This is a genomic window from Dictyobacter formicarum, from assembly GCF_016587435.1.
The window spans coordinates 515419-539504 of sequence record NZ_BNJJ01000003.1; the positions used below are offsets into that span (position 1 = coordinate 515419).

A 24086-nucleotide genomic window follows, 5' to 3' on the forward strand; every position below is an offset into this window, starting at 1 on the left:
AACACGCCCCACCATGTGTGGGGCAATCGGACGCAAGGTCCGAACCTATGTATGGGCGATACCGTACAGGAGATGCCATGGGGCCCCACATGCGGTGGGGCCAATAGGACAAACGCCGATGTTATGAATCGGCGAGGAGGCGCTGATAGAGAGCTTCCTGGCGTGCCACGGCCCGACGGTAGATGTCGCCGGTCTGGTGGTCGGGCTGCGTGGGATCGGTGACATGGGGCTGGAGCCTGGCTAGATCGGGAATGATCCCCATGGATTCCAGAACCAGCAGGGCCGCACCACGGGCGGAGGCCTCTTGTTCGCGCGATGGGTAGATGGCGGTATCGGTGGTGTCGGCGATGATCTGGCGCAGCAGCGGTGAGTGGAATAGCGCGCCACCGCTCGCCATCAGACGGTGATCGGAGGCCTGCATATTCAGGGCCTGCGAGAGCTGGCCGTGGATTACGCTGAGGCGGTAGGCGAGCGCTTCCATGCCGGCGCGCAGGACCTCTTCGGGAGTGGTATGGATAGAGAGGCCTGAGATGGTCATGCGAGCCTCAGCGTGCCAGCCGATGCTGCGCTCACCCGAGATAAAGGGCAGGATGGTCAGACCATGATTGTCAGGCTTGAGGTCGGCAACTTTAGGCTCGGCATCCTGCAGAGCAGGCAGATTGAAAGAGTCAGTAAGCCAGGCCAGCAGGTTGCCGCCCTCGCTCATTGCTCCTCCCATAATGGCACGTTTGGCATCAATAAAGTAGAGCCAGAGACCCAGCGGGGCAGCCGAGATCTGAGCAGGATCGATCACGACCCGGATGGCGCTGGAGGTGCCCATGGTCAGGGACCAGTTCTGGGTAGTAATACAACTGGTGCCGATGCAGGCGGAGGCCCCATCGCCGATGGCCGGATACCAGGGCACATCGCGCAAAGCCGGCCAACGAGTAGCATAATCCCCCTGCAAGCCTTTAAGGGCATCGCCAGCATCCCCGATGTCGGGAAATTGCTCGCGGCGCACGTCCAGGGCCTTCATCAGCTCGGTATCCCATTGCATGGTTTTGGTGGTCAACATGCCGGTCGCCGAGGCCATTGAGAGGCTGCACACCGATTTGCCCAGTAGCTTGCGATGTAAATATTCGCCAAAGGAGATCCACTGTTTGACCTGCTGAAAAACCTGCGACTGGTTCTGGGCCAGCCAGCGGAGCTTGGCGGGCCAGTAGCTGGCATGGAAGCGCACGCCGACGCGGTCGTGGACTGCCTTCTCGTCGAACTCTTTGCGCAGTTCGCGGGCAACGTCAAAGGCGCGTGTATCCTCCCAGGTAATGACGGACGTCAAGGGATGGTTATGCTCATCTACCCCCAGCAGGCTGTGCCAGAAAGTATCGATGGCGACCGCGTGGATTGAGGAAGCCTTTTGACCGGCCTTCTGCAATACTTCGTCGATGGTCTGGGCTACCACATCCACCAGGTAATCGGCATCCACCGACACTTCCCCCTGGGGGGACGTGGTCAGTTGATAGGTATGCTGCGAGACCATATCGGGCACAGCGTTCCCATGCGCATCAAAGAGCAGGGCGCGCGTCGATGAGGTGCCAACGTCTAATGCTAAAATAGATAGCGACTGTGCATCATCCATAAATTATCGCTCCAACTAACAATTTAACTATAAGAAAACAACAGTGTTAATCATCCGCCTTTCCAGCGGATCCGTCAACCCCAGGTGCTAAGTCAACATCGCGATGGGCATACATTAGTGTACACGCATTATCGCCACACTGTCTCTCTTTCTTCTCATGCTCTGGCTTCAACTTGCTCCGAGGTGGGATCATCACGGTCGCGCAGAGCGCACTGATGAAAGCCAGGCCGGACCCGATCAACATGGCAATGCGGAAGCTGAAGAGAAATGAGTCGGAGATGACTTGCTGCAAAATCTCTCTGGTCACCTGGTCAAAATTAGTTGGCACTTCCGCACCGGTGAGTCTGCTGCGCTGCGCGTCCAGGGCGTGGCTGGCGGCGGCCGATACGTGATGGGCGGCCAGATTATTATCCAGGGCGATATTGAAAGTGGCCAGCACGATCAGGGTAAAGACGGCGATGGCCAGCAGGTTGGCGACGCGTGCCACAGCGTTGTTGACGCCTGAGGCGGTGCCGGCGTATTGATCGGAGGCCGCGCCCATGACGGTCGTGGTCAGGGGAGCCACAGTGACTGCCATGCCCAGGCCTAAGACAACGACGGCGGGGAAATAGGTGGTCCAGTAGCTACCGCCGATGCCTGGAATGGCGAACAGGATGTAGCCGATGCCGGCGATCAAGGGGCCAATGATCAATGGCAGGCGCGCACCGTAGCGGGCAACCAGGCCGCCCGACCAGCGTGAGAGCGAGAACACCAAGAGCGTAAAAGGCAGCAGGGCGGAGCCGGCGGCCGTCGCTGAATAGCCCTGGACACGGATCAGGTTGAAGGGCAGAAAGTAGAGGGTGGCGCCCAGCGCTCCATAGAGGAAGAAGGTGAGCAGGTTGGTGCCACTGAAGACGCGCGATTTAAAGAGCTGCAAGGGCATCATCGGGGCCGGACTGCGCCGCTCGACAAAGATAAAGCCAACCAGGGCCAGCACGCCGGCCGCCACACAGCCAAGGACAAGCGGATGAAAGATACCATAGGTGCTGGCCTCGATCAGGCCAAAGACCAGCAGGCCCAGTCCCAGCGTGGCCAGGCAGGCTCCGGCGATATCCAGGTGACGATTGGCCTGCTCGTTGCGGCTCTCGGGCACAAAGACGACCAGGACGATCAACACAATCAGGGCCAGCGGCAGATTAATAAAGAAGATCCAGCGCCAGGAGGCGTATTGCACGAGCCAGCCGCCCAGGACGGGTCCCAGCGCTGCGGTGATCGCTGAGAAGGCGGACCAGAGCCCGATGGCTTTGCCACGCTGGGTTTCGTCGAAAAAGGCGCGCAAAATAGCCAGGCTTTCGGGGGTCAGGAGCGCGCCACCAATGCCCTGAACGGCGCGCGCCACTACCAGCTGGGTGATGTCAGTGGTCAGGCCGCACCATATTGAGGCCAGAGCGAAAATAGCAATGCCGATCGCGAACAGGCGCTTACGCCCATAGAGGTCTCCCATGGAGCCGCCAACAAGAATCAACGAGCCCAGAAATAAGGCGTAAGCTTCTACGATCCACTGCATGCTGGCAGCGGTAGCATTTAAGTCGGCCTGGATGCGTGGCAAGGCTACATTGACCACACTACCATCGATGAGGGCCATGCTGGAACCTAGAATGGTAGCCAGTAGAATCCAGAATCCCTTTGTCTTTGGCAACATAGATAAACTTCTCTCTTAATATAAAAAATAAAGAGGATGGACCAGATAACATGCATGCAGTCCATCCCCGCACATCTGAACCTATACACTAGCTTACACGTTTGCTTTTTCAAAAGAGAAGACTTTTGCTAAAGATTGGGGAGTTGCCAATCGATTTCTGGTTTTCCGGCGGCCCGCAAGGCGGCGTTGATTTTTGAGAAGGGGCGGCTGCCAAAAAAGCCGTTGCGGGCCGAAAGGGGTGATGGATGGGCCGCTTCGACGATGGTGTGGCGGCTGGTGTCGATCAAGGCTTTCTTCTTCTGCGCGTATCCACCCCAGAGAACAAAGATGACCGGGCTCTCCTTGGCGTTAACGACCTTGATCACGTGGTCAGTGAACTTTTCCCAGCCGTGATTCTTATGCGAATTAGCCTGATGCGCACGAACGGTCAGGACGGCATTCAACATCAACATACCCTGGTCCGCCCAGGGAACCAGGTAGCCGTTATTGGGAATACGACACCCTACGTCATCGTGCAACTCCTTAAACATATTGACCAGCGATGGCGGCGGCTTGATACCTGGCCGCACCGAAAAACAGAGGCCGTGGGCCTGGTTATTATCATGATAGGGATCCTGCCCTAACAGAAAAACATTAACATCATCATAAGGTGTATGGCGCAGCGCCGAGAATACATCCGCCTCGGGCGGGAAAACCTCGTATTGCTGGCGCTCGTCATCCACGAACCGGACCAGCTTCTGAAAATAGGGCTTCTCGAACTCGCCGTTTAGATGAGCGTGCCAGCTCTCTGGAATATCAATCTGCATACATATTCCCTTTAACTTTTATTTTAAGAGAAACACGATGTCTGGGGTACCTTTGTTACTCTTACTATTTTATTATTCTTTCATGGATGACGTAAAACGGCAAGCTATTCGCGATGGTCATGTTGAGGTGAACGGATCGTGAGGGGGGCACAATCGGCCGCAAGGGCCGAATCTACGTGTTTTGTGGCTTTTGTTGTTTTTTTGTACCGCTTTGTTTGTTAAAGGATCATTTCTATCGTGGCTTGATATTAAGCTCTACCATTACGGTTAGATAGAATAATAGAGGTGCTGGTTTTATTTTGCAGTAGTTGGATCTTCAAAAGAGTGGTCTTGACATAATTGTTATTTTTGGGTAATCTTGAACACTAGAGTTACGCAATCGATTTCTCAATCTTTTTTGCTCACGAGGAGTGTGGAAATGGCCATTGTGAAGATGCGAGATGTAGCGGCTCATGCTGGCGTTAGTATCTCGACGGTCTCGAAGATTCTGAGTGGGAGTGCCGCGGCTCACCAGATTCCGGCACATACGATTGAGCGTGTGCGGCGTTCAGCTTCACAGCTTGGCTATATTCCAAACGCCGTTGCTCGTAATTTGCGTACTCAGCGTACTCGTGAGATTGGGATTGTGCTGGGTCAGGAGACGTATCCGGAGGCGGCGGCGCTGACTTTAGATGGGGCTTTCCTGATCGGGCTGATGGAGGCGGTAGCCACATGTCATCTGCCGGGAATGGTTGTCTATCCACGGGAGAGGAGCAGTTCGATCGCGGATGTGGCTCGCTATCTGGATGGACGCATTGAGGGTCTGCTGGTGCGCTCATCTACGCCACACCATGAGGAGCTTTTGTTGAGTCTGTTTGCACGGTCTCCACTTCCGGTGGTGGCGGTGTGGACGCAGGAGGTTCCGGATACCGTTGGCTTTGTTGATGTGGATCATCGCGCGGGCGCTTATCAAGCAGTTCGGCATCTGTTGGATCTTGGTCATCGGCGTATCGCGTATGTGGAGTCATCACCGGTATTTGAGCATCCACATTTCCTGGCTCGTTACCAGGGCTATGAGCAGGCGTTGCGCGAGGCTCAGGTTACATTCCAACCTGAATGGCATGTGATTGGTGTCGAGCAGGAGAAGATTGAGAGGTTGTTGCAGCTACCAGATGCCGTTACCGCGATTTTTACGCCGAATGATGTTACGGCTGGCGCGGTGGCGACTATCCTACATACGCTACACCGGCGTATTCCTGGTGACATCTCGCTGGTGGGATTCGATGATATCGCTAATGCAGATCTGATCGCAGGTGGCTTGACGACGGTTCATCAACCGATCCAGGAGATCAGCATGCAGGCAGTCCGTAATCTGATCGCTCTGATTGGTGGAACTCCGGTTGTTGAGTGCCGCGCGGTTCTATCGACGAGCCTGATCATCAGGAACTCGTCCGCACCACCAGCCACCCGGTAATCGTGTGGCGTGGATGGAACCGTATATTTAAAGGCAGGCGGCTACGCATACCACTATGCTCTGGTGTTTGTTTTGAAAGGAGGATGTTGATCGCCACAAGTATTTAGTTTTTTGCTGCATAGGCCTGCTTTTAGCAGGTTTTCAGTACATAAAACTTCATTACTTTCCTAATCTATGCGCTCTACAATGAGCTGATAGATGGACTGATTTCAAGGACGGAAGGAGATATTCGATATATCTTCAGTCTAAAGGACACATTGATGGTGTCTGATATACAAGGAGTATGAATATTATGTTTCAGCAGCGTAAAATGCAGCTTGCGTGTGTGGTGGGGGCGGCCCTGATGATAGCTATGCTTTTAGTGACGCAGGTGGTCAACATACCAACCGCACATGCGTCTACAGGGAATACAGTTACACCTGATCAGTTCAGAGGCGTGAACTGGGCTGACCCGCGAGATAACTTCGCCAATGATGCAGTGGTTCCTTCAGGCCTCTCGGCCTCGGACAATTATGCGATGACTTATGCAAAATCGCGCGCGATCATCAAAGGATTCGCGACGAATCTAAGCTCGAACACCGTGAGACTGCCGATCAATCCATATACCGTGAACGGCCAATTCTGGAATGCGTATACTGGCGCGATCAAAGCCGCTACGGACCAGGGCTTCAAGGTGATCTTGAGCTACTGGGAGGGCACTGGCTCGTTCAAGGACGGCAAGATTGACGATCTGACAACCTTCTGGCAAATGTGGAAAACTGTCACTAACAAGTATCATAGCAACAAACTGGTCTACTTCGAGCCGATGAACGAGCCACACGGCTACAGCGATAGCGAATGGGCCAACATCGTCGCTCAGTGGATCAGCAATTACCCCTTAGTCTCCAGAAGCCAGATCTTTGTTAGCGGCGCTGGCTATAATGACCACGTTACCACTGTCTGCGCGGACAGCCGCTTAGACGGGACCTTCGTCTCACTCCACAACTATGGCTTCTGGAATCCCAATCAGACAAGCTACGACGCCTGGATCAATGATTTCAAGGCCCGTATCGGTTCCTGCGCCTCTCGTACCGTTGTTGATGAGTGGGGAGCCCCGATGACCAATGGCTGGAACTACAATGGTCCGATCAATAACGGCTATATCGCCTATGTACAGGCTGGCACAGACCTCATGAACTCCTGGCATCTGGGCTCGGTGTACTGGCCAGGACTACGCAATGGAGATGGCTATAGCATGGAGACGCTCAATGGTAGCGGGACCGCGCTCACGCTCACTAACAATAATGCTTCAGGAGTGAGCCGCCTCAAACACTCTTACGGCCTCCAATAATCTTACTTGTGAGCAATAACAAGAAACACGGGCTGAACATCAAGAGGATGTTCAGCCCGTGTTTCTTATATTTATATTTTTTGAGGAAGGCTATATCGGCTCTGGCCGGGGGTGATAGGATAGCTGGCGTCGGGGAGGACGATTTCGCCGGTGGTGCCGGGAGGAAGGTGCACATCGAGGTCCAGGGTGGCGTTGTGGTGGGTCCAGCTGATGGAGATGTCGCCATGAGGGGTGGGAACGGTGCCACGGGCCCATTGAAGGCCGGAAGTCTGGGGGGCGATGCGCACCTGGCTGTAACCGGGGGCGGCGGGTTGGATGCCCAGGACCTGCGTGGAGAGGAAGTAAGCGGGGGCCGCGGACCAACCGTGACAGAGGCTGCGGCTCCAGTGTGGGCTGGTCAGGTTCGGGAAAGTTTCCCAGAAGGTGGTGGCGCCCTTTTCGAGCATGCGGCCCCATTGTTCGCGCATAAGGTCGATGACAGCATCGAGCCTTTGCTGCGCGAAGAGCGTTTCGGCGGTGAAGAAGAGGAACCAGGGGCTGCCCACGGGTACGATCTGCTCGGCCGGGAATTTGCTGGCTTCGGCGGGTGAGCTGCCGATGAATTTGCCCTGCCGGGCGGCCTCGACCAACGGTAGGATGCGCTCGCGGCGATCGGCGGGCGCGCAGTGGCAGAGTAGTATCAGAGTGTTGGTGTGCTCGCTGATGCGGGTGCGGGCCAGGAAGCGCTCACAGGTATCGAGGGCGGTTCCATACTCGGCGGCCAGCGCCTGATGATATGTATAGCCCTGTTCGTCGCGCACAGTGTCGACGTAGGCACCGCGCTCCTCGGACCAGCAGTAGGCGTTGATGGCCTGGTAAATGCGCTCGGCGGCGTTGCGATAGCTGGTGGCGTCGCTGCGCAGTTCGGCCTCCTGCTCTGGCCGGGTGGCGGCGAGGACCTCGGCCAGCGCGGCGGCACGGCGCAGGCTCTCGACCAGCAGGGCATTGGAGGAGGTGACCTCGCCGTCGCGCGTCAGGTCCATGGCCGACCAGTCAACCAGGTTCCAGACATCTGGCAGGTTGAGCAGGCCTCGGGGCGAGAGGAATTCCAGGCTGCGCTGCAGGCATTCGCGCACTGCCGGATAGAGTTGGGCCAGCACGTCGTGGTCGCCGGTGATCTGATAGTGCTCCTGCACATTCCAGATCCACAGGAAGGTCCACATGGGGATCTCGCTAAACCAGCCGCTCGCCACATGATCGGTGGTCAGGTGGGCCCGCTTGCGCAGATGCTCCGGCTTGATGCTGTCCAGGTTGCGCGAGAGCGATTGGGCGGTCAGCAGCAGGCAGCGCGTGGTCAGGTCATAGGCACCAAAGGCGACGGCATTGATCAGCGCTGAGTTGCGCGCGTCGCCAACCCAGAAGACCTGCTCATAGGCGGGACAATCCACATAGGTGTCCTCCATACAGAGCTGAACGGTATAGGCAGCGACGTCCCAGATGTCGCTGAGCAAGGCGTCGCTGCAGGCGAAGCTGCCACGGCGCTCAACTGGATAGGTGTTGAGCAGGGTGCGCACATTATACAGCTTGAGTGGAGCGCTGGCCGAGGCGGGAAAGCGGAAGGTGAGAGAGGCATAGCGGTAGCCACGGCGCTGGTGCGACCTGAAGGTCTGGCGACCGAAACGGCAGGTGTAGCGGAACGTATTGCGCAGCATGTCGGTCCAGAAGATGCCGCTGGCGTCAATGCCCTCGAAGAAGTTGGCATCCACTATCGTTCCCTCGGGCGCATCCAGATCCAGGACGGGGAAGCCCACCAGCTCACGACCAAAATCGACGATCAGATGGACATCGCCCTCTTGCTGCGGATAGAGCAGGGTATAGTCGGCGTTCTGGTGCAGCAGGGCAGAAGTATACTCAACCAGCGGCACGTCTCCTGAAGATGCTAGCTGCTGACGCGGCTGGGGTCCGGCGATGCTGGCGGCGCAGAAACCAGCTGGCGGCAGGGCAAAGTGCTGGCCACGCGTCAGCAGGGCAATATCCTCCATGCTCTCGCTGGCCGCGATCGCGGTCGCCTGAACCGCAGGCAACTGCTCAGGGCTGCTGGCGGCCAGTAACTGGGAGTAGGTGGCGTCGCGCTCATCGAAGGGTCCTAAATAAGCCCAGGGCGCCTCATGATCAGCGGGAAGGAGACGCGAGGCATCAAAGGTCAGCGCGGCATCGGTCTGGAAATAGAGAGCTGGCCATTCGGTACCGGCGACGACGAACAGGTTGCGTCCCGCGTGCAGCTCCAGCTCACCCGCCAGTAGCTGACCATTGCAGCTGCTGCCGCGTCCCTCATAATCGGCATTGCTCATCTGGACCAGCATCACCCGGCAATCCTGCTCGGCCACGATCTCGGTGACGAAGGCGACGCCGCGCGTCCCCAGGTCCTCGCCGCGCAGTCCCAGCCCCAGATCGCGTACACGGTGGCGCAGATCAAAGCTCCAGCGATAGCCAGCTGGCGGCTGCGCCAGCTCGGCCGCCAGCACCTGCGTGGGCAGCACGACATCGCGCGTCAAAAACGGAATACCGCGCGGCACCAGCTCATGCCAGGGAGCCGTACCCACCGGTCCAATGATGGTCGCAGGCCGCCAATCCTCGGCCTGATAGCCGGCGAGCTGCCAGCCATCCTCCTGCCGGGCATCATACTGCTCCTCAAAGGCCTGCTGCACCGCGATACGCGGCGTATGGCGATCAAATACCAGATCAGGCGCGACCAGCCAGCTGGCATCGCTGCTGATGCGCTCGCTGCGCCCGTCCGCGAACTCCAGCACCAGTTCACACAACAAACCACCGCGACCACGAATATATTGAAACGTATGATCACCCCAATGCACGACGCGGACCGCCAGCACGTTCTCCTCTCCGGCGCCCCGCAGCCAGGCCGTCACATCATACTCATCATAGCTATAAGCCCACGGAAACGAGCGCACCGGCCCATTACCGACATCTTCCCCATTCACAAATAACTCATAGCGACTATCCGCCGTAATCAACAGCGTCGCCCGCCTCAGCGCGGACGCAACGCGGAACGACCGCCGCACACGCAACCAGAAATTGCGCGGCGACACCTCACCCTCATCCCAGATCCAACTCGCATCAGAAGAAAAAACCATCAACTCCTTGCTCCTTCGCAAATACACACAAATATGTTATTTACCTCTAGTATAAAACCAAACAAAACAAAATGTAACCCACCGCAAGCCCCAAATCGGATTTGAACAATATACACGAAACCCATAGGTTCGGACCTTGCGTCCGATTTATACCTCCCCGCACGACAACGTTCGCAACACCATATTACGTGGCCGGAATCATCGGGGGCGATGCGGCCCCGGGCGGGGGCAAATCGGAGGCGAGGTCTGAACCTATGGGGGATGGGGATCGTGCGTGGAGAGGCAAATCGGACGCAAGGTCCGAACCTATTGCGTCGTGTGGGGGATGGGGATCGTGTGGGAAGGGGCAAATCGGACGCATGGTCCGAACCCATGGGGTTCGTATGGGTGGAATCAAAATGAGAGCTTACCAGGGGTGGTAAGCTCTCACATGTGTTTGATGTTTTGACGGTCTGACCGCTCACCGATTAGCCTACGCTACCGGACATCTCCAACTGGATGAGGCGGTTGAGCTCGACCGCGTACTCCATGGGGAGCTCTTTGGTGATTGGCTCGATGAAGCCGTTGACGATCAGTGAGTAGGCCTCTGACTCGTCGAGACCACGGCTCATCAGGTAGAAGAGCTGGTCCTCACCGACTTTAGAGACGGTGGCTTCGTGACCAATCTCGGTCTGGTTCTCTTCGACACGAATGGTTGGATAGGTGTCGGTGCGGGCGTTCTCGTCGAGCAGGAGGGCGTCACAGCGTACGCTGGACTTGGTGTGGTGCGCACCTGGATTGATGCGGACCAGCCCTCGATAGGAGGCGCGGCCGGTGCCCTTCGAGACGGACTTCGACAGGATCTGCGATGTGGTGTGCGGTGCCAGATGGGTGATCTTGGCGCCAGCATCCTGGTGCATGCCATCGTTAGCGAAGGCGACCGATAAGACGTCGCCGCGAGCTCCTGGCTCCATCAATAAGACGGCCGGATACTTCATGGTGACCTTTGAGCCGAGGTTGCCGTCAACCCATTCCATGGTGGCGTCGCGATAGGCGGCGGCACGCTTGGTGACCAGGTTGTAAACGTTCTTCGACCAGTTCTGGATGGTGGTGTAACGGACACGAGCACCTTCCATGGCTTTGATCTCTACGACTGCGCTGTGCAGGCTGTCGCTGGTATAGCTGGGGGCGGTACATCCTTCAACGTAGTGGACGTAGGAGCCTGGCTCGGCGATAATCAGTGTGCGCTCGAACTGGCCCATGTTCTGGGCGTTGATGCGGAAGTAGGCCTGCAACGGGATCTCAACACGAACGTTGCGGGGCACGTAGACGAAGCTACCACCACTCCAGACGGCGCTGTTCAGCGACGCGAACTTGTTGTCGGATGGCGGGATGATCGAGCCGAAGTGCTCCTTGACGATGTCTGGATATTCACGCAGAGCGGTATCCATATCGGTAAAGATGACACCCAGCTTCTCAAGGTCTTCGCGCATCTTGTGGTAGACGGCCTCACTCTCGTATTGAGCGGTGACGCCGGCCAGATACTTCTGCTCAGCCTGTGGAATACCCAGGCGATCAAAAGTGTCTTTAATCTCTAAAGGAATATCGTCCCAGGTCTTACCCTGCTGGGCGACTGGCTTGATGTAGTAATAGATATCATCAAAGTCGATGGCCGACAGATCAGCTCCCCAGGTAGGCATTGGGCGCTTCTCAAAGAGATCGAAGCTCTTGAGGCGGAAGTCGCGCATCCAACTGGGTTCGCCTTTCATTTCAGAGATCTGCTCGACGACCTTGCGGGTCAGTCCTTTTTGGGACTTATATGTATAATTTTCTGCTACATGGAACCCAGCACTGTAGTTACCCTGTTCCAATTCAAATGCTTGACTCATGACTCACTCCACTTGCTGGCTGATTCTATCAGTGTTCAAAGAAAGCCGATCGCTTTCTTCGAAAGTTTTAATCCTTACTTGTGTACTCGGATTTAATTGTATTATATGTGGTTTCACAACCGATGTCAAGGCTCACCAGGCTCAAACGGGATCAGCAGGCTCCCGTTAAGCTGTGATCGGCCCGCCTGCGGTGCGGCAGATATGCGCGATTGCCGCCTCTGGTGGTTGCTACCCTTTGCAACTCTCTGAGGGTATGTCAAAATAGAATGAAAGAGGGTGCAATTGGTGGTAATGTTCATCAGTATAGCATAAAGTGGTTGCGCCCAAAATAGAATGGCTGGAGATACTATGATAAATCAGCTGCTGTTAAGGCTGTGGAAACTGCTGCGGGGCCGACCGCAGTGGTATTTTCTCTGGTTTGTGCATTCCAAATTTATTGTCGGGGTGTCGGGCGTGATCTTCGATGAGCAGGGACGCATCCTGCTGCTGCGCCACCGCTTCTGGATGCAGGCGGCCTGGGGATTGCCCGGCGGCTACGCCAACAGAAATGAACGCCTGGAGGATACGCTGCGCCGCGAGGTGCTCGAGGAGACCGGCTACAGCATCCAGGTGACCTCCCTGATTCGCGTGGTGAGCGGCTACCGCCTGCGCCTCGAGGCCAGCTATCGCGGCACCTTCCTCGGGGGCCGGGAGCAGCTCGATAACCGCGAGGTGCTTGAGGCCCGTTTCTTCAAGCCAGATGAGCTCCCGGCAGGCCTGCTCCCCTCACAGCGCGAAATTATCAAGCTCTCACTCAGCTCTCCTCCAGGACCACCAGCGACAACAACATAATACGCAACCAGTCGCAGCAAAGCGGAAAGAGGCGATAAAAGTGGTGCCAAAGGTACTTGACAAGCCGCAAGCATCCTTGCTATCATGGAGTCTCAGAGAATGTATTTGTATCCTCTTTCTTACACGCGCCCATAGCTCAGTGGATAGAGCAACCGCCTTCTAAGCGGTTGGCCGCAGGTTCGAATCCTGCTGGGCGCGCCCCTTGCTCTGGAAGCCAATTCTCAAGCACATTGACACGAAGCGATCTGCCGCATGATAAACGAATTAGCCCGCACATCTTCCGTCATACATTCGCGGTGCGCTTTCTTCTGATGCTCGGCGGCGACATTTTCACCTTGCAAGAACTGCTGGAGCATGAGGATATGGCCACCATCAGACAGTACATGCATCTCAACGACACCTTGATCCAGGAGCAAAAACGCAAGTTCTCGCCTGGCGACAACGTCCCTTTTAATGGTATGGCTGCGGGAAAAGCACCACATACAGATTTCCGTGATCCTATCAAGCGTAAACCTGGTACTGGAAGAGGAATAAAACCGACAAGATAAATTCACGAGACTAGTAGTAAGTGCAAATTTGAGACGCGAAATTGTGTGGGCACTTATTCCCCCTAATAAAAGAGAGCTTCACCCACACATGCCGCTTCGCCTAGATTGCCTGCTTACCCGAAGAATGGTACAGATTTCACACTGAGAGTTTTAGCTTTTACACGTTGCGTATCCTGTGGGGTCCAGTCTTCCTTCCCTGTTACAAGAGGTAGCCCTCCTCCTGCCTCTTGTGAGTAGTGGGGAAGGCTTCCTCGTGAACTGAGAGGCTGTTAGGACCCCTGAGCCTTGGGCTTGAGAACAAAAGCGCCAACCAGGCCAAGGATCAACAGCACAGCGCCGACTCCCAGGATTGTGAGACCATGCGCCTGGCCAGTCACTTTCAGAACAATGCCAACGATGATGGCAAGAATTCCAACCGCTGCAACGACAAAGGAACCAACTTTCATGAGAATTCTCCTCTCATTCTTCGAATATGAAACATGCATGTATTGAAGATAATGCATACATGTTTAGAAAACGTCTCCTTCATCAAGAAGTAACTGGTAAACGATTTACCGACAGCGGCATCAATCTGGTGGAATGTCCTCGACTTCAGGAAGAATGCGTTCGCTCTCCCCAAGCAAGGGCGTCCTCCGGTTCAAAGCACACACCCGAGCGCCGTGCAGTAGACGCCTCTGACAGAGAAACGTTGGTCGGCCACAGGAAAAATAGACTGGAACGTGGTTGGCGGGTAACGAACGAGAAAGGGAATGAACGATGTGCACAGACATTCCACCATCTTTGAGGGACGGAGCATTAATCTGCGTAGTTCTTGAAGCAGAAGGTCCTGTTAGTCCCTATTCGCACTATTGTGAAAGAGTGAAGTATTCATCCCGTTCTTCTTTGTTTTTCTTGTTCTCATCTAGCAAGTAGAGAATTGCTCTCGCTAAGGTCACCATCGTCCCACCTGGACCCAGACCGATCCTCATTAATTCTTTTTTGAATATCAGTGTTTCTTTTTAGTTGCATTTCAAAAACGGCTCATCCGAGCGCGCCTCTTTGCCAGGCTGGACTCCCCACAGGCGTAAAGCATGTTACGAGGGACGCTTGATGGGCCCAGGGGAAGGGCAGATACCGGTTTCGAGCCAGGTGGTCAGATGGGTGAGATGAACGTTCCAGCCGTTGTTTCTGAGATGGTAATAGTGATCCCAATCCTTGCCTTCGCCGATGCCCGTCTGGACGAGGCGGAGACGCGTGCCATCGTTTTCCGCGTTCAATTGAAAGGTGATCGTGACCGGGCTTGGCTCCATGGCTTCCCAGGTATAGCTGAGGCGATGGGGCGGGGCAAGCGCGACCATCTGGCCAGATTCAAACACGCCCGGACCCCAATAGAAGCTGATCGCACCCCCTGGCCGCAAATCAAGCTCGGCGGTCTGCGCAAACCAGCGTTCCAGCTCAGCTTTCTCGGTCAGGGCCTGGAAGACACGCTCAGGGGTGGCGTTAATGAACAGTTCTTTCTCAATTGAGCGATGACCAAAGTTGTTTTCCATGATCACTATGCATTCCTTTCTCACTCATCATGCGTGGTCAATGAACCAGGCAAGTCAGTCAAATCAGATCAGTCAAGCTGAGGTGAGCATTTTCTTGACCTGTGTACGCAGGCGCAGACCACCTACGATCATGCCCAGGAAGATACAGGCACAACCAATCCAGGCAAGCTCCACTCAATCCCTGTCCTGCCGGATAGCCAAACAGATCCGCCCAGGCAGGCTCAAGAGCATAGACCAGCACAGCACGCGTGCTGCTAACATATTGCTGCGCCCAGTTGTGATAGGGACTTCTAACAGCTCAGTAGTAGTCATGCTTGTGTTCTACCATCTTGACTTATGTTCAATTTCTTTGGATCTAGAGTACTGTTCTCAGACAGGGACTGCTTTCCGGAAAAGCTTCCTTCTTTTTTAAGTTGCGCGGCATGTGCCTCTTGCGACCTAATAATACAAAACTCCTTTATTTTAAGGGAAATCTGCTCTTTGAATTTGGTTTTGCTGAGGAAGCGCATCCAATCAATGCACTCACAGCTTTTAGCCGTGACGTAAGCACTTTACTAGGGTCAGCCTTTGGCGCGGGCATCGTCGCGCTGGTAGGTCCTATGGGAGCCTTTGCCTTTGATGGACTCTCATTTATCTTCTCTGCTGTTTGCTTGCTCTCGATGCCTTCTCTCGCCTCTTCCTCACGGGGAGGGACAGCAGAGGATTCTCAAGAGAAAGCAAGCAACACACATCCACTGCAAAGTATCATTGATGATTTGCGCGAAGGTTGGCGCTTTGTTGTGAACTCGCCCTGGTTTCTGGTGGGGCTTCCTCTTGCGACGTTAGGCAACATCTTTTTTTCAGGTCCACTTGAGGTTACGCTTCCGAAGCTGGTTCAGACGGCGTATCATGGCAATGTCTGGCTCTTTGGCGTCTTGGGGATGGCCCTGGCATTGGGTTCCATTTTGGCTTCGCTTCTTCTGGGGCAGCTACGGCACATCCCCAAACGAGGAACCGTCATGTATGGTGCCGTCGCACTGGCGAGTTGTGCTGAACTTCTCCTGGGTCTCTCTATTCCCCAAGCCTACGCGCCTTGGCTTGCCATCCTTGCAAATACATTGATCGGCTTTGGACTGGGGACATTTGGTCTCATTTGGGTCACACTGATGCAAGAGCTTGTGCCGAAGGAATTGCTGGGACGTGTTTCAAGCATTGATCAGCTTGGGGCCTGGAGCCTTCTCCCATTGGGATATGCCCTCACTGGCGTAGCAACGGATCGCTTTGGCCCCAGCCTCGTGTTTCTTGTTGCTAGCTTGGGAAACATCTTGCTTGCGCTCATAGCCTTGATCGTACCCGCCATTCGTCGTCAAGAGTGATTTGACAAGAGAAACGTCCCCAGCATGTTGTGGATTCCGGGGACGTTTCTCTTTGAATGATTGCTCTACGAGCTTCACGTTATTTACAGAAATTTCTGTCCGCACCTGGTCCCTACACTGTTCTGATCTCGAACCATCTTCCTTTGCAAGACACTGTCTATCGTGAACATGCCAGCTTGATTGAGTACAGAGCAAGTGACACTCCAAGCTATCAGGAAGATTTCCTCTATCTCACGGTCAGCCAGGGTCAAGAGCTGCCCTTTCATTAAGCGTAAGCCTGGAGTGGGTAGAGGATTAAAGCCAACACAATAACATTGGGGCTGGATTAAGAACTAGTCAATAATGAAAAAGGGGCACCTCCCCATGTTGGGAGGGTCCCTTGCAATGGACGTATCCACTATTGCTTATGCTTCGCGATTAATCCGCGCGCTATCGAGTAATTGCAATCAAGGACTATAAAAGGTCACCTAAGCCTATGCCTAGACCCAGACCTATACCTATGCCACCACCATCGCCTCCACCGTAGCCATAGCCCTCACCGTAGCCACCTCCACCGTAGCCATAGCCCTCACCGTAGCCACCTCCACCGTAGCCATAGCCTCCACCGTAGTTAGGACCGTATGGCCCAAAGGCACCATGGACTCCAGCAAGTTCCTCTTCTGCCAATTCACGTACGCTACTCGGATGCTGCGGAAGCTCAACCTGCTCTTCGCTGGTCAAAGATGTACGATAGTCTTGCTCAATGTTGTTCATAACAATACTCTTTCTTTCTTCACCAAGACGTGGTTGATACGGTATTATGCATCTGGAAGAGAAATATAGCAGATGTCAGTTCCAAATACGGAATTGACGGATTTTTTCCGTTATCCATCTGGCACATTGCACTCTCCGTAGCTCTCTTACGAAATATCGTATCGTAATACGGTTAATACCTATACATAGTATACTAAAGCATAGAAATAGTAAATTTGAATATACATATATTAATAAAAAATTACCGATTATATTCAGAAGATACTATATTTTTCACTGCATTCAGGATCTTTACATACCATATTCCATTTCACAGGTATTGTATGGTGTGGTGGTGTAGCACGCTCCTCTTACCTTTATAAGGGAGGTTGTGGCCGAACATCAGCCATCAGCTCCCACGCATCCCATTGTTCTCGATATGCTCCCGATGGCGCAAACGGCCCCTGTTGTGGCTGATCCTGAGCGCATCAAGCAGGTTGTAGACACATACCTCGAGAATGCTCTGGTTTCGTCTCCAAATGATCAGCCAGTGATGGTGCGACTCAGGGTCGAGGAGAGCATGGTACACGTCTCGGTTCATGACGAAGGAGCAGGTATTCCTGACAGGGAGCAAAAATGCCTTTGGGACCGCTTCTACCGTGGCAAAGGGAGTGCGGTCCAGCAGGAACTTGACCTGAGCCTGGGCCTGGGCTTCTTTCTGTGTAAAGCCTTCATTGAGCATCATCAAGGTGGTGTTGGGGTACAAAGCGAACCAGGTCACGGCACAACGTTCTGGTTTACGTTACCACTATGCGCTGAGGAAAAACCGTGATAGTGCCTCAGAACGTCAAGCTATCGGGAAATTCGAGAAACAATGCACTCGATCTAAGTTTTTCACCTATCCTCATTTTCCTCTTCTGTTGCTTCTTTCATAAATAAAAGCTTGCCGCGTCATGTTTCAAATTTGCATTGGGCCGCAGCTAAAGCTGAACTATACATCGCAAAGTATCCATGTTAAAATTGGCAGGCAAACACAGCAAGAAAGAAAGAAAGAAAGAAAGAAAGAAAGAAAGAAATCGAACATGATACAACGAGATCGTTTAGCAGAGGCTATTCAATTGCGCGAGGAGGGCCGGGCCAAACAGGACCAGGAGATTTTGGAGCGAGCACGGACGCTCCTCATGGAGTTGCTTGCGGCCTATCCAGATGATGCCGAAATCACCTTCCAGGCGGGTGTGGCGCATGATAATCTGGGGCTTGAACAGGGGGCCATTCCTTTGTACGTGCGCGCCATCGACCTGGGACTGGCGGGTCCAGACCTGGAAAGGTGCTTACTTGGCCTGGGCAGTACGTACCGTGGGCTGGGCAGATATCAGGAGGCAGTGGAAACGCTGCGCCGAGGTGTGAGGGAGTTCCCCGCAAACCGAGCCCTGCAGACCTTCCTGGCCATGGCTCTGTACAATTCGCAGCAATACAGGGAGGCCATGGAGATCGTCTTGACCAACCTGCTGGAGACTACTACCGATGAAAAGCTCCAGTACTTCAAGCGCGGCCTGACGTACTATTCGCAGCACCTGGATGAGGTCTGGGAGTCATAGCGACACCCTCGTGGCGGCGCGTACGCCGCCACATAAGTTCGGGCCTTGCGCCCGATTTGCTCTCCACGCTCGAAAATCATCTCCGTGATTTCTTGCCTTGCGAGAGGCGGTACCTATTGTTTGGCTCGGCGCTTACTCAGATAAGCGTTGACACTGGCTACCCTGATCTTATTGGTTTCGTCGGAGACCAGCACGCCCTGGCTGCGCAGCTCGCGCACGCGCCGCTCGGAGAGTGCCAGGGCCTCGGCGGCCTCCGCGACCGTCATCGGCTTGCGGCGCGTCAATTTGCCGGTGTTTGACGATAGTTTTGGGAACGAGCCCGTGTCATTAGAGGGGATGTAGGGCGGCATATCCTCCAGCGTGAGGAAGGCGTTGGCGTCGTCTCCGCCAGCCCAGGCCGGAAGAAAAGCGTTGCCAGATGCGCCCGCTTTAGCGCCCTCGGCCACCAGTGGGCCACTATCCTGACTCCCATCAATGCTGTATTGTGTTGCTTCAATCGCCAGAGGTTCAGCCAGGGGCTCAGTAGTATGCTGCTGCTCATTCTCTCTGCTCTGCGCCACCTCTTCAATCATCTCCTCGCCGGGTGTAGTCGCTTCGACGGATGGCATGGCCTCGGGCTGGTTAAAGGCGGCCGCAGTGGTCACCTGCTCAACATCCTCAGCCACAGATTGCGGCTCAACCGCCGCGGCTGGCTCGCTGGCCATCCGCTCGACCACCTCCGGCTCAGCCGCCATCGTCACAGGCTGCGCCGCCACCTGGGCCGCGCCTCTAGCGGCCACCGCCCTCTCTTCAACGCTGACGCCGTTGCGTACAGATTGCTGTTTGCCTGCTTGCTCCGCCGTCCAGACCTCATTGACGGCCGCTCGCGCCTCCAGGGCTGTGTTCTTCACGCGCTCAATCACGCTGGGCTGCTTCGTGCGCTGCTTATACTGGGCCAGGCGCCGCTGCTGCTCCTCCAGGAGCTCCAGTTCATCCACCTTCGCCGCTAGTTCAGCGGCGGTCTCACCCTTGGAGTTAAAGAACTCCGCCACCACTGAGTAGGCCAGGTTCAGAAAGGCGAACGACGAGGCCAGAATTGGATTTAGCAACCTCAATGTATCGTTGACGCGCAGGTCGTTCCCCTGATACGTCATGGCGTATTCCCAGTTCACAAACCAGCTAAAGGCGGTCAGGGCAACAATAAAGAGCCAGGTAAACATCTGGGCATACCAGGGCATATTGCCGCGAAAGAACATCACCCCGACAGTCAATACCAGGGCGGTCAAATCAATACTCACAGCCAATGTGTAGGGGTTAATCCAATCGGTAGGATCAGACTCAAAATTATGAAAAAAAGTGGCGACATGCCGGATCGATGCCGCCAGGAACGCAATATACGCAAAAATAAAAATTACGCGGATAAAAACGCGAAAAGCTCCTTGCCAGGTCATGGATAATCCTCTTCTCTATGCGATGCGATACTTGCTCTCAAGCTCTTCTATCCTAACAGCTAGATGCAATGCATTTCTACTGCCTGGTGAGTGATCCGCAGCGATTACTTCATACTATGCAATCCGATAACAATGCAATACATGAAAACTATAGCATGTTTTTCGTGCTGAGACCGTTGGGAGGCAACAGCTTGAAGCGACTTGAGAAGGCTGGTGGAAGCGCAAAAAGCAACTTTTTCGGCAGGTGCAAAATTCATTCGCCTATAGCCCGAAGGTCACTGGTAGGCGCGTTTATTGATGAATGAGAGAGATATGGCTGCTCCACAGCAATGCTTTGTCGCTGGCGCGCATGGCCTTGATAGAAAAGTCATTCATCGATACGATATAGACAATGCCATGTTCGATATGGGCAATAAAGCCGAGCACATCCAGCTGCACATCCCCGTTGTAGGCAATGGAGTAGCTCCAGCGCATCTGGCCGCTGCTAGCATTGAGGGCATTAAAGATACCATCGCTAAAGGAGCTAATATAGACGGTGCCATCGTTGATCTGGATATCGGGGTCCAAAAATTTGGTCTCGCGGTGCCAGAGCAGGCTGCCATCGCTGGCGCGCAGCGCGCTGATACTGCTGTGTGCGCTGGCATAAACGATACCATTCTGCTCATCTGAGAAGGCCACAAAGCCGTAATGGTAGCTCCACAGCGAGGACCCATCGGTAGCGCTCCAGACATCGATCCAGTTGTCTCTGCCCTGTCCGTCGTATACGTTGAGGTAGATCTGCCCATCAGCGATGCGCGCCAGGTCAGCGTTCCTCTCCATCTGGCGCTGCCAGAGGCGCTGCTGATCGGCCACACGCACAGCGACCAGGAGCAGGTTGTTCTGGAGGGTATAGATAACGCCCTGCTCAATGATAATGGCGCGCGGCGCACTATCGGCCACCGGATAGCGCCGAGCCAGGCTGCCATCGCTAACATGGAAGGCTGAAATAATGCCACTGGAGGCAGGCCCGTTGGTGAAGGTATAGGCCAGGCCAGCCTCAACCTGCAACAGTGAGCCAACGCCTTGGTGGCTCCAGACGAGGGTACCATCATTCAGTCGGTAGGCCATCACCGTTGCGGAATCGGGCGCTACAAAGAGCAGCCCATTCGCCTCCGAGGTGATGGCAGCGCCACTCACCAACTTTTGCTGCCAGATCTGAGAACCATCGCGCACATTCAACACATGCAGCGAATAATCGCTCCACTGCACATACACCATAGCGTCCGCCACCCCAAACGTACGGATATCCTGATTGCTGCGCCATAGCACGTGCCCCGTACGGGTCTCAAAGGCAAAGAGGCGACCCTGATCGGCATTATATCCTGGCGCGCCCCTCATTACCGTAATCGAGCCCCAAGTGGCGATAGTCACCATCGGCGGCGTGCGATCGACGATATGGGTAACTGGTGTCGTAGCCCGCGCTGTGGGTGAACTGATCAGCGATTGCGAGAGCGCCATAATATTCGGCCACAACAGAGCCAGCACCAGCACGACCGCCCCCAGCAGCGTCAGAATGGTCAGGAAAAAACGACTGCGCCCCGAGAAATACCGTCCATGCAGCAGTCCGCCCCTGGACGAATCCAGGCTATCCAGATCCACAATCTTGAACTCATCGTCGAACAGATCCTTCCGCTCATCATAGCCCAAAATACACCTCGCAAAAGCACCAGCAAATCGACAAATAAAAAGCAACCAATCACCTACAAATAAAGTGTAATTCTCTCCATCTCATTTGTAAAGTATCCTCCACCATCACGCCCGACGATTATTCTTATACGTGTTAGAACGGTGGTAGAGGTGGTCAAAAATAGACATGATTGATTATCTTGAATCAATATGCTATACTAAGAAATCCTTAGTACTGTTGATGGCATATCAGACCTGTCAACATTCATAAAACAAAGGATTCTGTGGCATTATCGGATATAGTAACCAGGTAGAACGTCTCATATTAGAATGTGCATCTCCCTCTAAAAAAGGAGAACAATTATGGTAGAACATTCTGCATCGGTTATTGTTAAAGCTCCCTTACACCAGGTCTACGAACTCTTTACACACTTCAATGATTTTCCAAAATTCATGGGCTTTGTTAAAGAGGTTACCTACTACGATGAACAGCGCAGCCACTGGGTTGTCAAAGTTGTAGGACAATATGAGTGGGATGCTGTTAACGAGGATTGGATACCGGATCAACAAATTGGCTGGCGGTCAACGCGTGGCCTCAGGAATTCTGGCCGTGTCAAGTTCCGTGCACTGGGTCCTGAGCGTACTACGGTTGATGTCTATATTCGTTATACGCCGCCCACAGGTTCGCTAGGTGAGCTGGGCGATCGCTTTGGCGTTAATACCTACTTTGACTCGATACTCAAAAAGGATATGAGTAATTTTGCACGTATGGTTGAAGAGGCTCCAGTTGGAGCGCTCGATCCCATGTCTTCTCATTATCTTTTCCATACCGAGAGCGCGGCCCATAGAGGAGAGGTTACTGCTCGTCAGAAAGCGGCGATGGAGAGAGATCCGATGATGAGCCCGCAGGCTCTGGCTGAGCGCAAGGCGCAGATCGCGCAAGAGACCGAGCGCCGTCAGCGCCTGAAAGCGGAGCAGGAGGCCGAGCTCAAACGCAAACGAGAGCGCGAACGTCAGCTCCAGCGTGAACGAGAAATTATTCTGGCCCGTGAAGCAGAGAAACGGCAGCAGGAGCGCTTAGAAAGAGATGCCGCGCTACGCAAGGCGGCCACTATCCCGCTTGATCCACTCCATACGTATGCAGCCAGGGCCCACGGCCTGGGCGATCGCGATGGATTACGGGTACGCGACCCCAATTGGTTACAAGATCCAATGACCGCGCGCCGGGGCAGCAAATCTGACATCTCCGCTAAGCCACCCTCTACCAAACCACCTACCGCGCAATAGGTTAAGAAAAACATCCGTTTTGGTAGCTATTTCGTATACAGGGTAGACGTGGTTGCACCAGGCGGAAATCATCTGCGAAAAAGTTTTTGACCAGGTATGCTAACGCACAGCAGACAAGCATGCCTGGTCACTTCGTTCTTTATCAGGATAAAACCCAACTATCGGTTAAGATGTCCAATTGCTATGTGGGTGTAAGGAGGAGAAAGTTATGTCAGAACATCATGTATCTGTAACCGTTCATGCACCAGTAGAGCAGGTATACGCGCTCTTTACACATTTCAATGATTTTCCTAAGTTTATGAGCTTTGTAAAAGAAGTGACGTATTATGATGAGCAGCGCAGCCACTGGGTAGCGCAGATCGCCGGCACCCATGAATGGGATGCCGTCAACGAAAGTTGGATCCCGAACCAGCAGGTCGGCTGGCGCTCCACCAGTGGCCTGGCAAACTCTGGCCTGGTACGCTTTACTCCCCTGGGACCCGATCGCACGCGAATCGATGTCTACATCTCCTATACTCCACCGGCCGGCGTGGCGGGTAAGGTTGTGAATAACCTGGGCATTGATCAGCGTTTCCAGGAATCGCTGCAAGAAGATATGGAACGCTTTGCGCGCATGGTTGAAGAGGCACCCCAGGGGGCCCTTGATCCGATGCAGTCACACTATCTGTTCCACGAGCAGAGCGCGGTCGCCAGAAATAAGGCCACGGCCAATCAGACCGCGTCGATGCAGTCAGACCCGATGATGAATGAGGAGGCGTTGCAGGCGCGCCAGCAGACTATCCAGCAGGAAACGGCACGCGATCAGCAGGCGCAGCGAGAGAGCGAGGCGTCGCGCCAGCAGCAGCAGGAATTGGCGCGCCAGGCGGCTCAACAGCAGGCCGACGCGTTGAGGGCGCAGGCTGAGCACGACCGTGCCACCTCTCAAGCGCAGGCCAATCCCAGCGCACCCGTGGCACACGAGCTAGATCCGGTCCACGACACCATCGGTGGCCGCAACGCCGCTATGGATCGCACCCCGCTGGGCGATCAAGATGCGCGCACAGAGCGCTATCCACAGCATCACGAGGACCCGATGCTGGCCCGCTCGCCCAGGGTGCAAGCATCGTCCGAACAGCCGGCGGTCTCCGATGTAGAGATTGAATCGCCCTGGCGCACCAATATGTATGGCAGTCACGAGCCCAACAAAGAGGAACAAGATCGGAATCCAGATAGGTAAGCAACAAC

20 protein-coding genes and 1 tRNA gene are annotated in these 24086 nt (G+C 54.6%); 11 read left to right on the plus strand and 10 right to left on the minus strand.

Annotated elements, in window-relative coordinates; translation table 11 throughout:
• Positions 1 to 121: 121 nt before the first annotated feature.
• The 3 genes from JMI88_RS07305 to ung all read right to left on the minus strand — a co-directional run bounded on the left by JMI88_RS07305 (position 122) and on the right by ung (position 4105).
• A complete protein-coding gene (locus JMI88_RS07305; RefSeq protein WP_201361135.1) occupies positions 122 to 1618 on the minus strand; it encodes a gluconokinase in 1497 nt (498 codons plus the stop codon).
• 46 nt (positions 1619 to 1664) lie between these two features.
• Positions 1665 to 3299 (minus strand): MFS transporter, encoded by a 1635-nt coding sequence (locus JMI88_RS07310; RefSeq protein WP_201361136.1) that lies wholly within the window; start codon positions 3297 to 3299, stop codon positions 1665 to 1667.
• A gap of 128 nt (positions 3300 to 3427) precedes the next feature.
• Positions 3428 to 4105, minus strand: coding sequence for a uracil-DNA glycosylase (ung, locus tag JMI88_RS07315; RefSeq protein WP_201361137.1), 678 nt, complete (start codon positions 4103 to 4105; stop codon positions 3428 to 3430).
• A gap of 418 nt (positions 4106 to 4523) precedes the next feature.
• Here ung and JMI88_RS07320 point away from each other — a divergent pair, with 418 nt between their 5' ends.
• Positions 4524 to 5558 carry a LacI family DNA-binding transcriptional regulator gene (locus tag JMI88_RS07320; RefSeq protein ID WP_201361138.1) on the plus strand — a complete coding sequence of 345 codons (1035 nt, stop codon included), beginning with the start codon at positions 4524 to 4526 and terminating at the stop codon, positions 5556 to 5558.
• Positions 5559 to 5850: 292 nt separating this feature from the next.
• Positions 5851 to 6888 (plus strand): cellulase family glycosylhydrolase, encoded by a 1038-nt coding sequence (locus JMI88_RS07325; protein ID WP_201361139.1) that lies wholly within the window; start codon positions 5851 to 5853, stop codon positions 6886 to 6888.
• A 71-nt stretch (positions 6889 to 6959) separates the two neighbouring features.
• On the opposite strand, the gene JMI88_RS07330 is transcribed toward JMI88_RS07325, so the two are convergent.
• Complete coding sequence (locus JMI88_RS07330; RefSeq protein WP_236022852.1) at positions 6960 to 10019, minus strand: family 78 glycoside hydrolase catalytic domain; 3060 nt, start codon at positions 10017 to 10019, stop codon at positions 6960 to 6962.
• 467 nt (positions 10020 to 10486) lie between these two features.
• On the minus strand, positions 10487 to 11887 hold the full coding sequence (gene sufB / locus JMI88_RS07335) for a Fe-S cluster assembly protein SufB (protein ID WP_201361141.1): 1401 nt from the start codon (positions 11885 to 11887) through the stop codon (positions 10487 to 10489).
• 348 nt (positions 11888 to 12235) lie between these two features.
• Between sufB and JMI88_RS07340 the strand changes: the two genes are divergently transcribed.
• The 3 genes from JMI88_RS07340 (at position 12236) to JMI88_RS07350 (ending at position 13266) form a co-directional block, all read left to right on the plus strand.
• Positions 12236 to 12718, plus strand: coding sequence for an NUDIX domain-containing protein (locus tag JMI88_RS07340; protein WP_236022844.1), 483 nt, complete (start codon positions 12236 to 12238; stop codon positions 12716 to 12718).
• 125 nt (positions 12719 to 12843) lie between these two features.
• Positions 12844 to 12916: transfer RNA gene (locus JMI88_RS07345), tRNA-Arg, on the plus strand.
• 32 nt (positions 12917 to 12948) lie between these two features.
• The gene (locus tag JMI88_RS07350; protein ID WP_201361142.1) at positions 12949 to 13266 is read left to right on the plus strand and encodes a tyrosine-type recombinase/integrase; all 318 of its coding nucleotides are present in this window, start codon (positions 12949 to 12951) and stop codon (positions 13264 to 13266) included.
• A 269-nt stretch (positions 13267 to 13535) separates the two neighbouring features.
• Here JMI88_RS07350 and JMI88_RS07355 read toward each other — a convergent pair whose 3' ends face one another.
• Together JMI88_RS07355 and JMI88_RS07360 are read right to left on the minus strand one after the other, a co-directional pair.
• Positions 13536 to 13712 (minus strand): hypothetical protein, encoded by a 177-nt coding sequence (locus JMI88_RS07355; protein WP_201361143.1) that lies wholly within the window; start codon positions 13710 to 13712, stop codon positions 13536 to 13538.
• A 627-nt stretch (positions 13713 to 14339) separates the two neighbouring features.
• A complete protein-coding gene (locus JMI88_RS07360) occupies positions 14340 to 14795 on the minus strand; it encodes an SRPBCC family protein (RefSeq protein WP_236022845.1) in 456 nt (151 codons plus the stop codon).
• Between the two features lie 431 nt (positions 14796 to 15226).
• On the opposite strand from JMI88_RS07360, the gene JMI88_RS07365 reads away from it, so the two are divergent.
• Positions 15227 to 16150: an MFS transporter gene (locus JMI88_RS07365; RefSeq protein ID WP_201361144.1), complete on the plus strand. Its 924-nt coding sequence runs from the start codon at positions 15227 to 15229 to the stop codon at positions 16148 to 16150.
• 56 nt (positions 16151 to 16206) lie between these two features.
• Positions 16207 to 16419 (plus strand): hypothetical protein, encoded by a 213-nt coding sequence (locus JMI88_RS07370; protein WP_201361145.1) that lies wholly within the window; start codon positions 16207 to 16209, stop codon positions 16417 to 16419.
• A 184-nt stretch (positions 16420 to 16603) separates the two neighbouring features.
• Here JMI88_RS07370 and JMI88_RS07375 read toward each other — a convergent pair whose 3' ends face one another.
• The gene (locus JMI88_RS07375) at positions 16604 to 16903 is read right to left on the minus strand and encodes a mersacidin/lichenicidin family type 2 lantibiotic (protein WP_201361146.1); all 300 of its coding nucleotides are present in this window, start codon (positions 16901 to 16903) and stop codon (positions 16604 to 16606) included.
• A 370-nt stretch (positions 16904 to 17273) separates the two neighbouring features.
• Here JMI88_RS07375 and JMI88_RS07380 point away from each other — a divergent pair, with 370 nt between their 5' ends.
• Together JMI88_RS07380 and JMI88_RS07385 are read left to right on the plus strand one after the other, a co-directional pair.
• Positions 17274 to 17714 (plus strand): sensor histidine kinase, encoded by a 441-nt coding sequence (locus JMI88_RS07380; RefSeq protein ID WP_201361147.1) that lies wholly within the window; start codon positions 17274 to 17276, stop codon positions 17712 to 17714.
• Positions 17715 to 17967: 253 nt separating this feature from the next.
• Complete coding sequence (locus JMI88_RS07385; RefSeq protein WP_201361194.1) at positions 17968 to 18480, plus strand: tetratricopeptide repeat protein; 513 nt, start codon at positions 17968 to 17970, stop codon at positions 18478 to 18480.
• Between the two features lie 113 nt (positions 18481 to 18593).
• Here the strand turns inward: JMI88_RS07385 and JMI88_RS07390 are convergent, their stop codons facing one another.
• Entirely contained in the window at positions 18594 to 19910 is a 1317-nt protein-coding gene (locus JMI88_RS07390) for a hypothetical protein (RefSeq protein WP_201361148.1), read from the minus strand.
• Between the two features lie 291 nt (positions 19911 to 20201).
• The gene (locus JMI88_RS07395) at positions 20202 to 21596 is read right to left on the minus strand and encodes an outer membrane protein assembly factor BamB (protein ID WP_201361149.1); all 1395 of its coding nucleotides are present in this window, start codon (positions 21594 to 21596) and stop codon (positions 20202 to 20204) included.
• 342 nt (positions 21597 to 21938) lie between these two features.
• Here JMI88_RS07395 and JMI88_RS07400 point away from each other — a divergent pair, with 342 nt between their 5' ends.
• On the plus strand, positions 21939 to 22862 hold the full coding sequence (locus JMI88_RS07400) for an SRPBCC family protein (RefSeq protein WP_201361150.1): 924 nt from the start codon (positions 21939 to 21941) through the stop codon (positions 22860 to 22862).
• A 208-nt stretch (positions 22863 to 23070) separates the two neighbouring features.
• A complete protein-coding gene (locus tag JMI88_RS07405) occupies positions 23071 to 24078 on the plus strand; it encodes an SRPBCC family protein (protein ID WP_201361151.1) in 1008 nt (335 codons plus the stop codon).
• Positions 24079 to 24086: the final 8 nt, after the last annotated feature.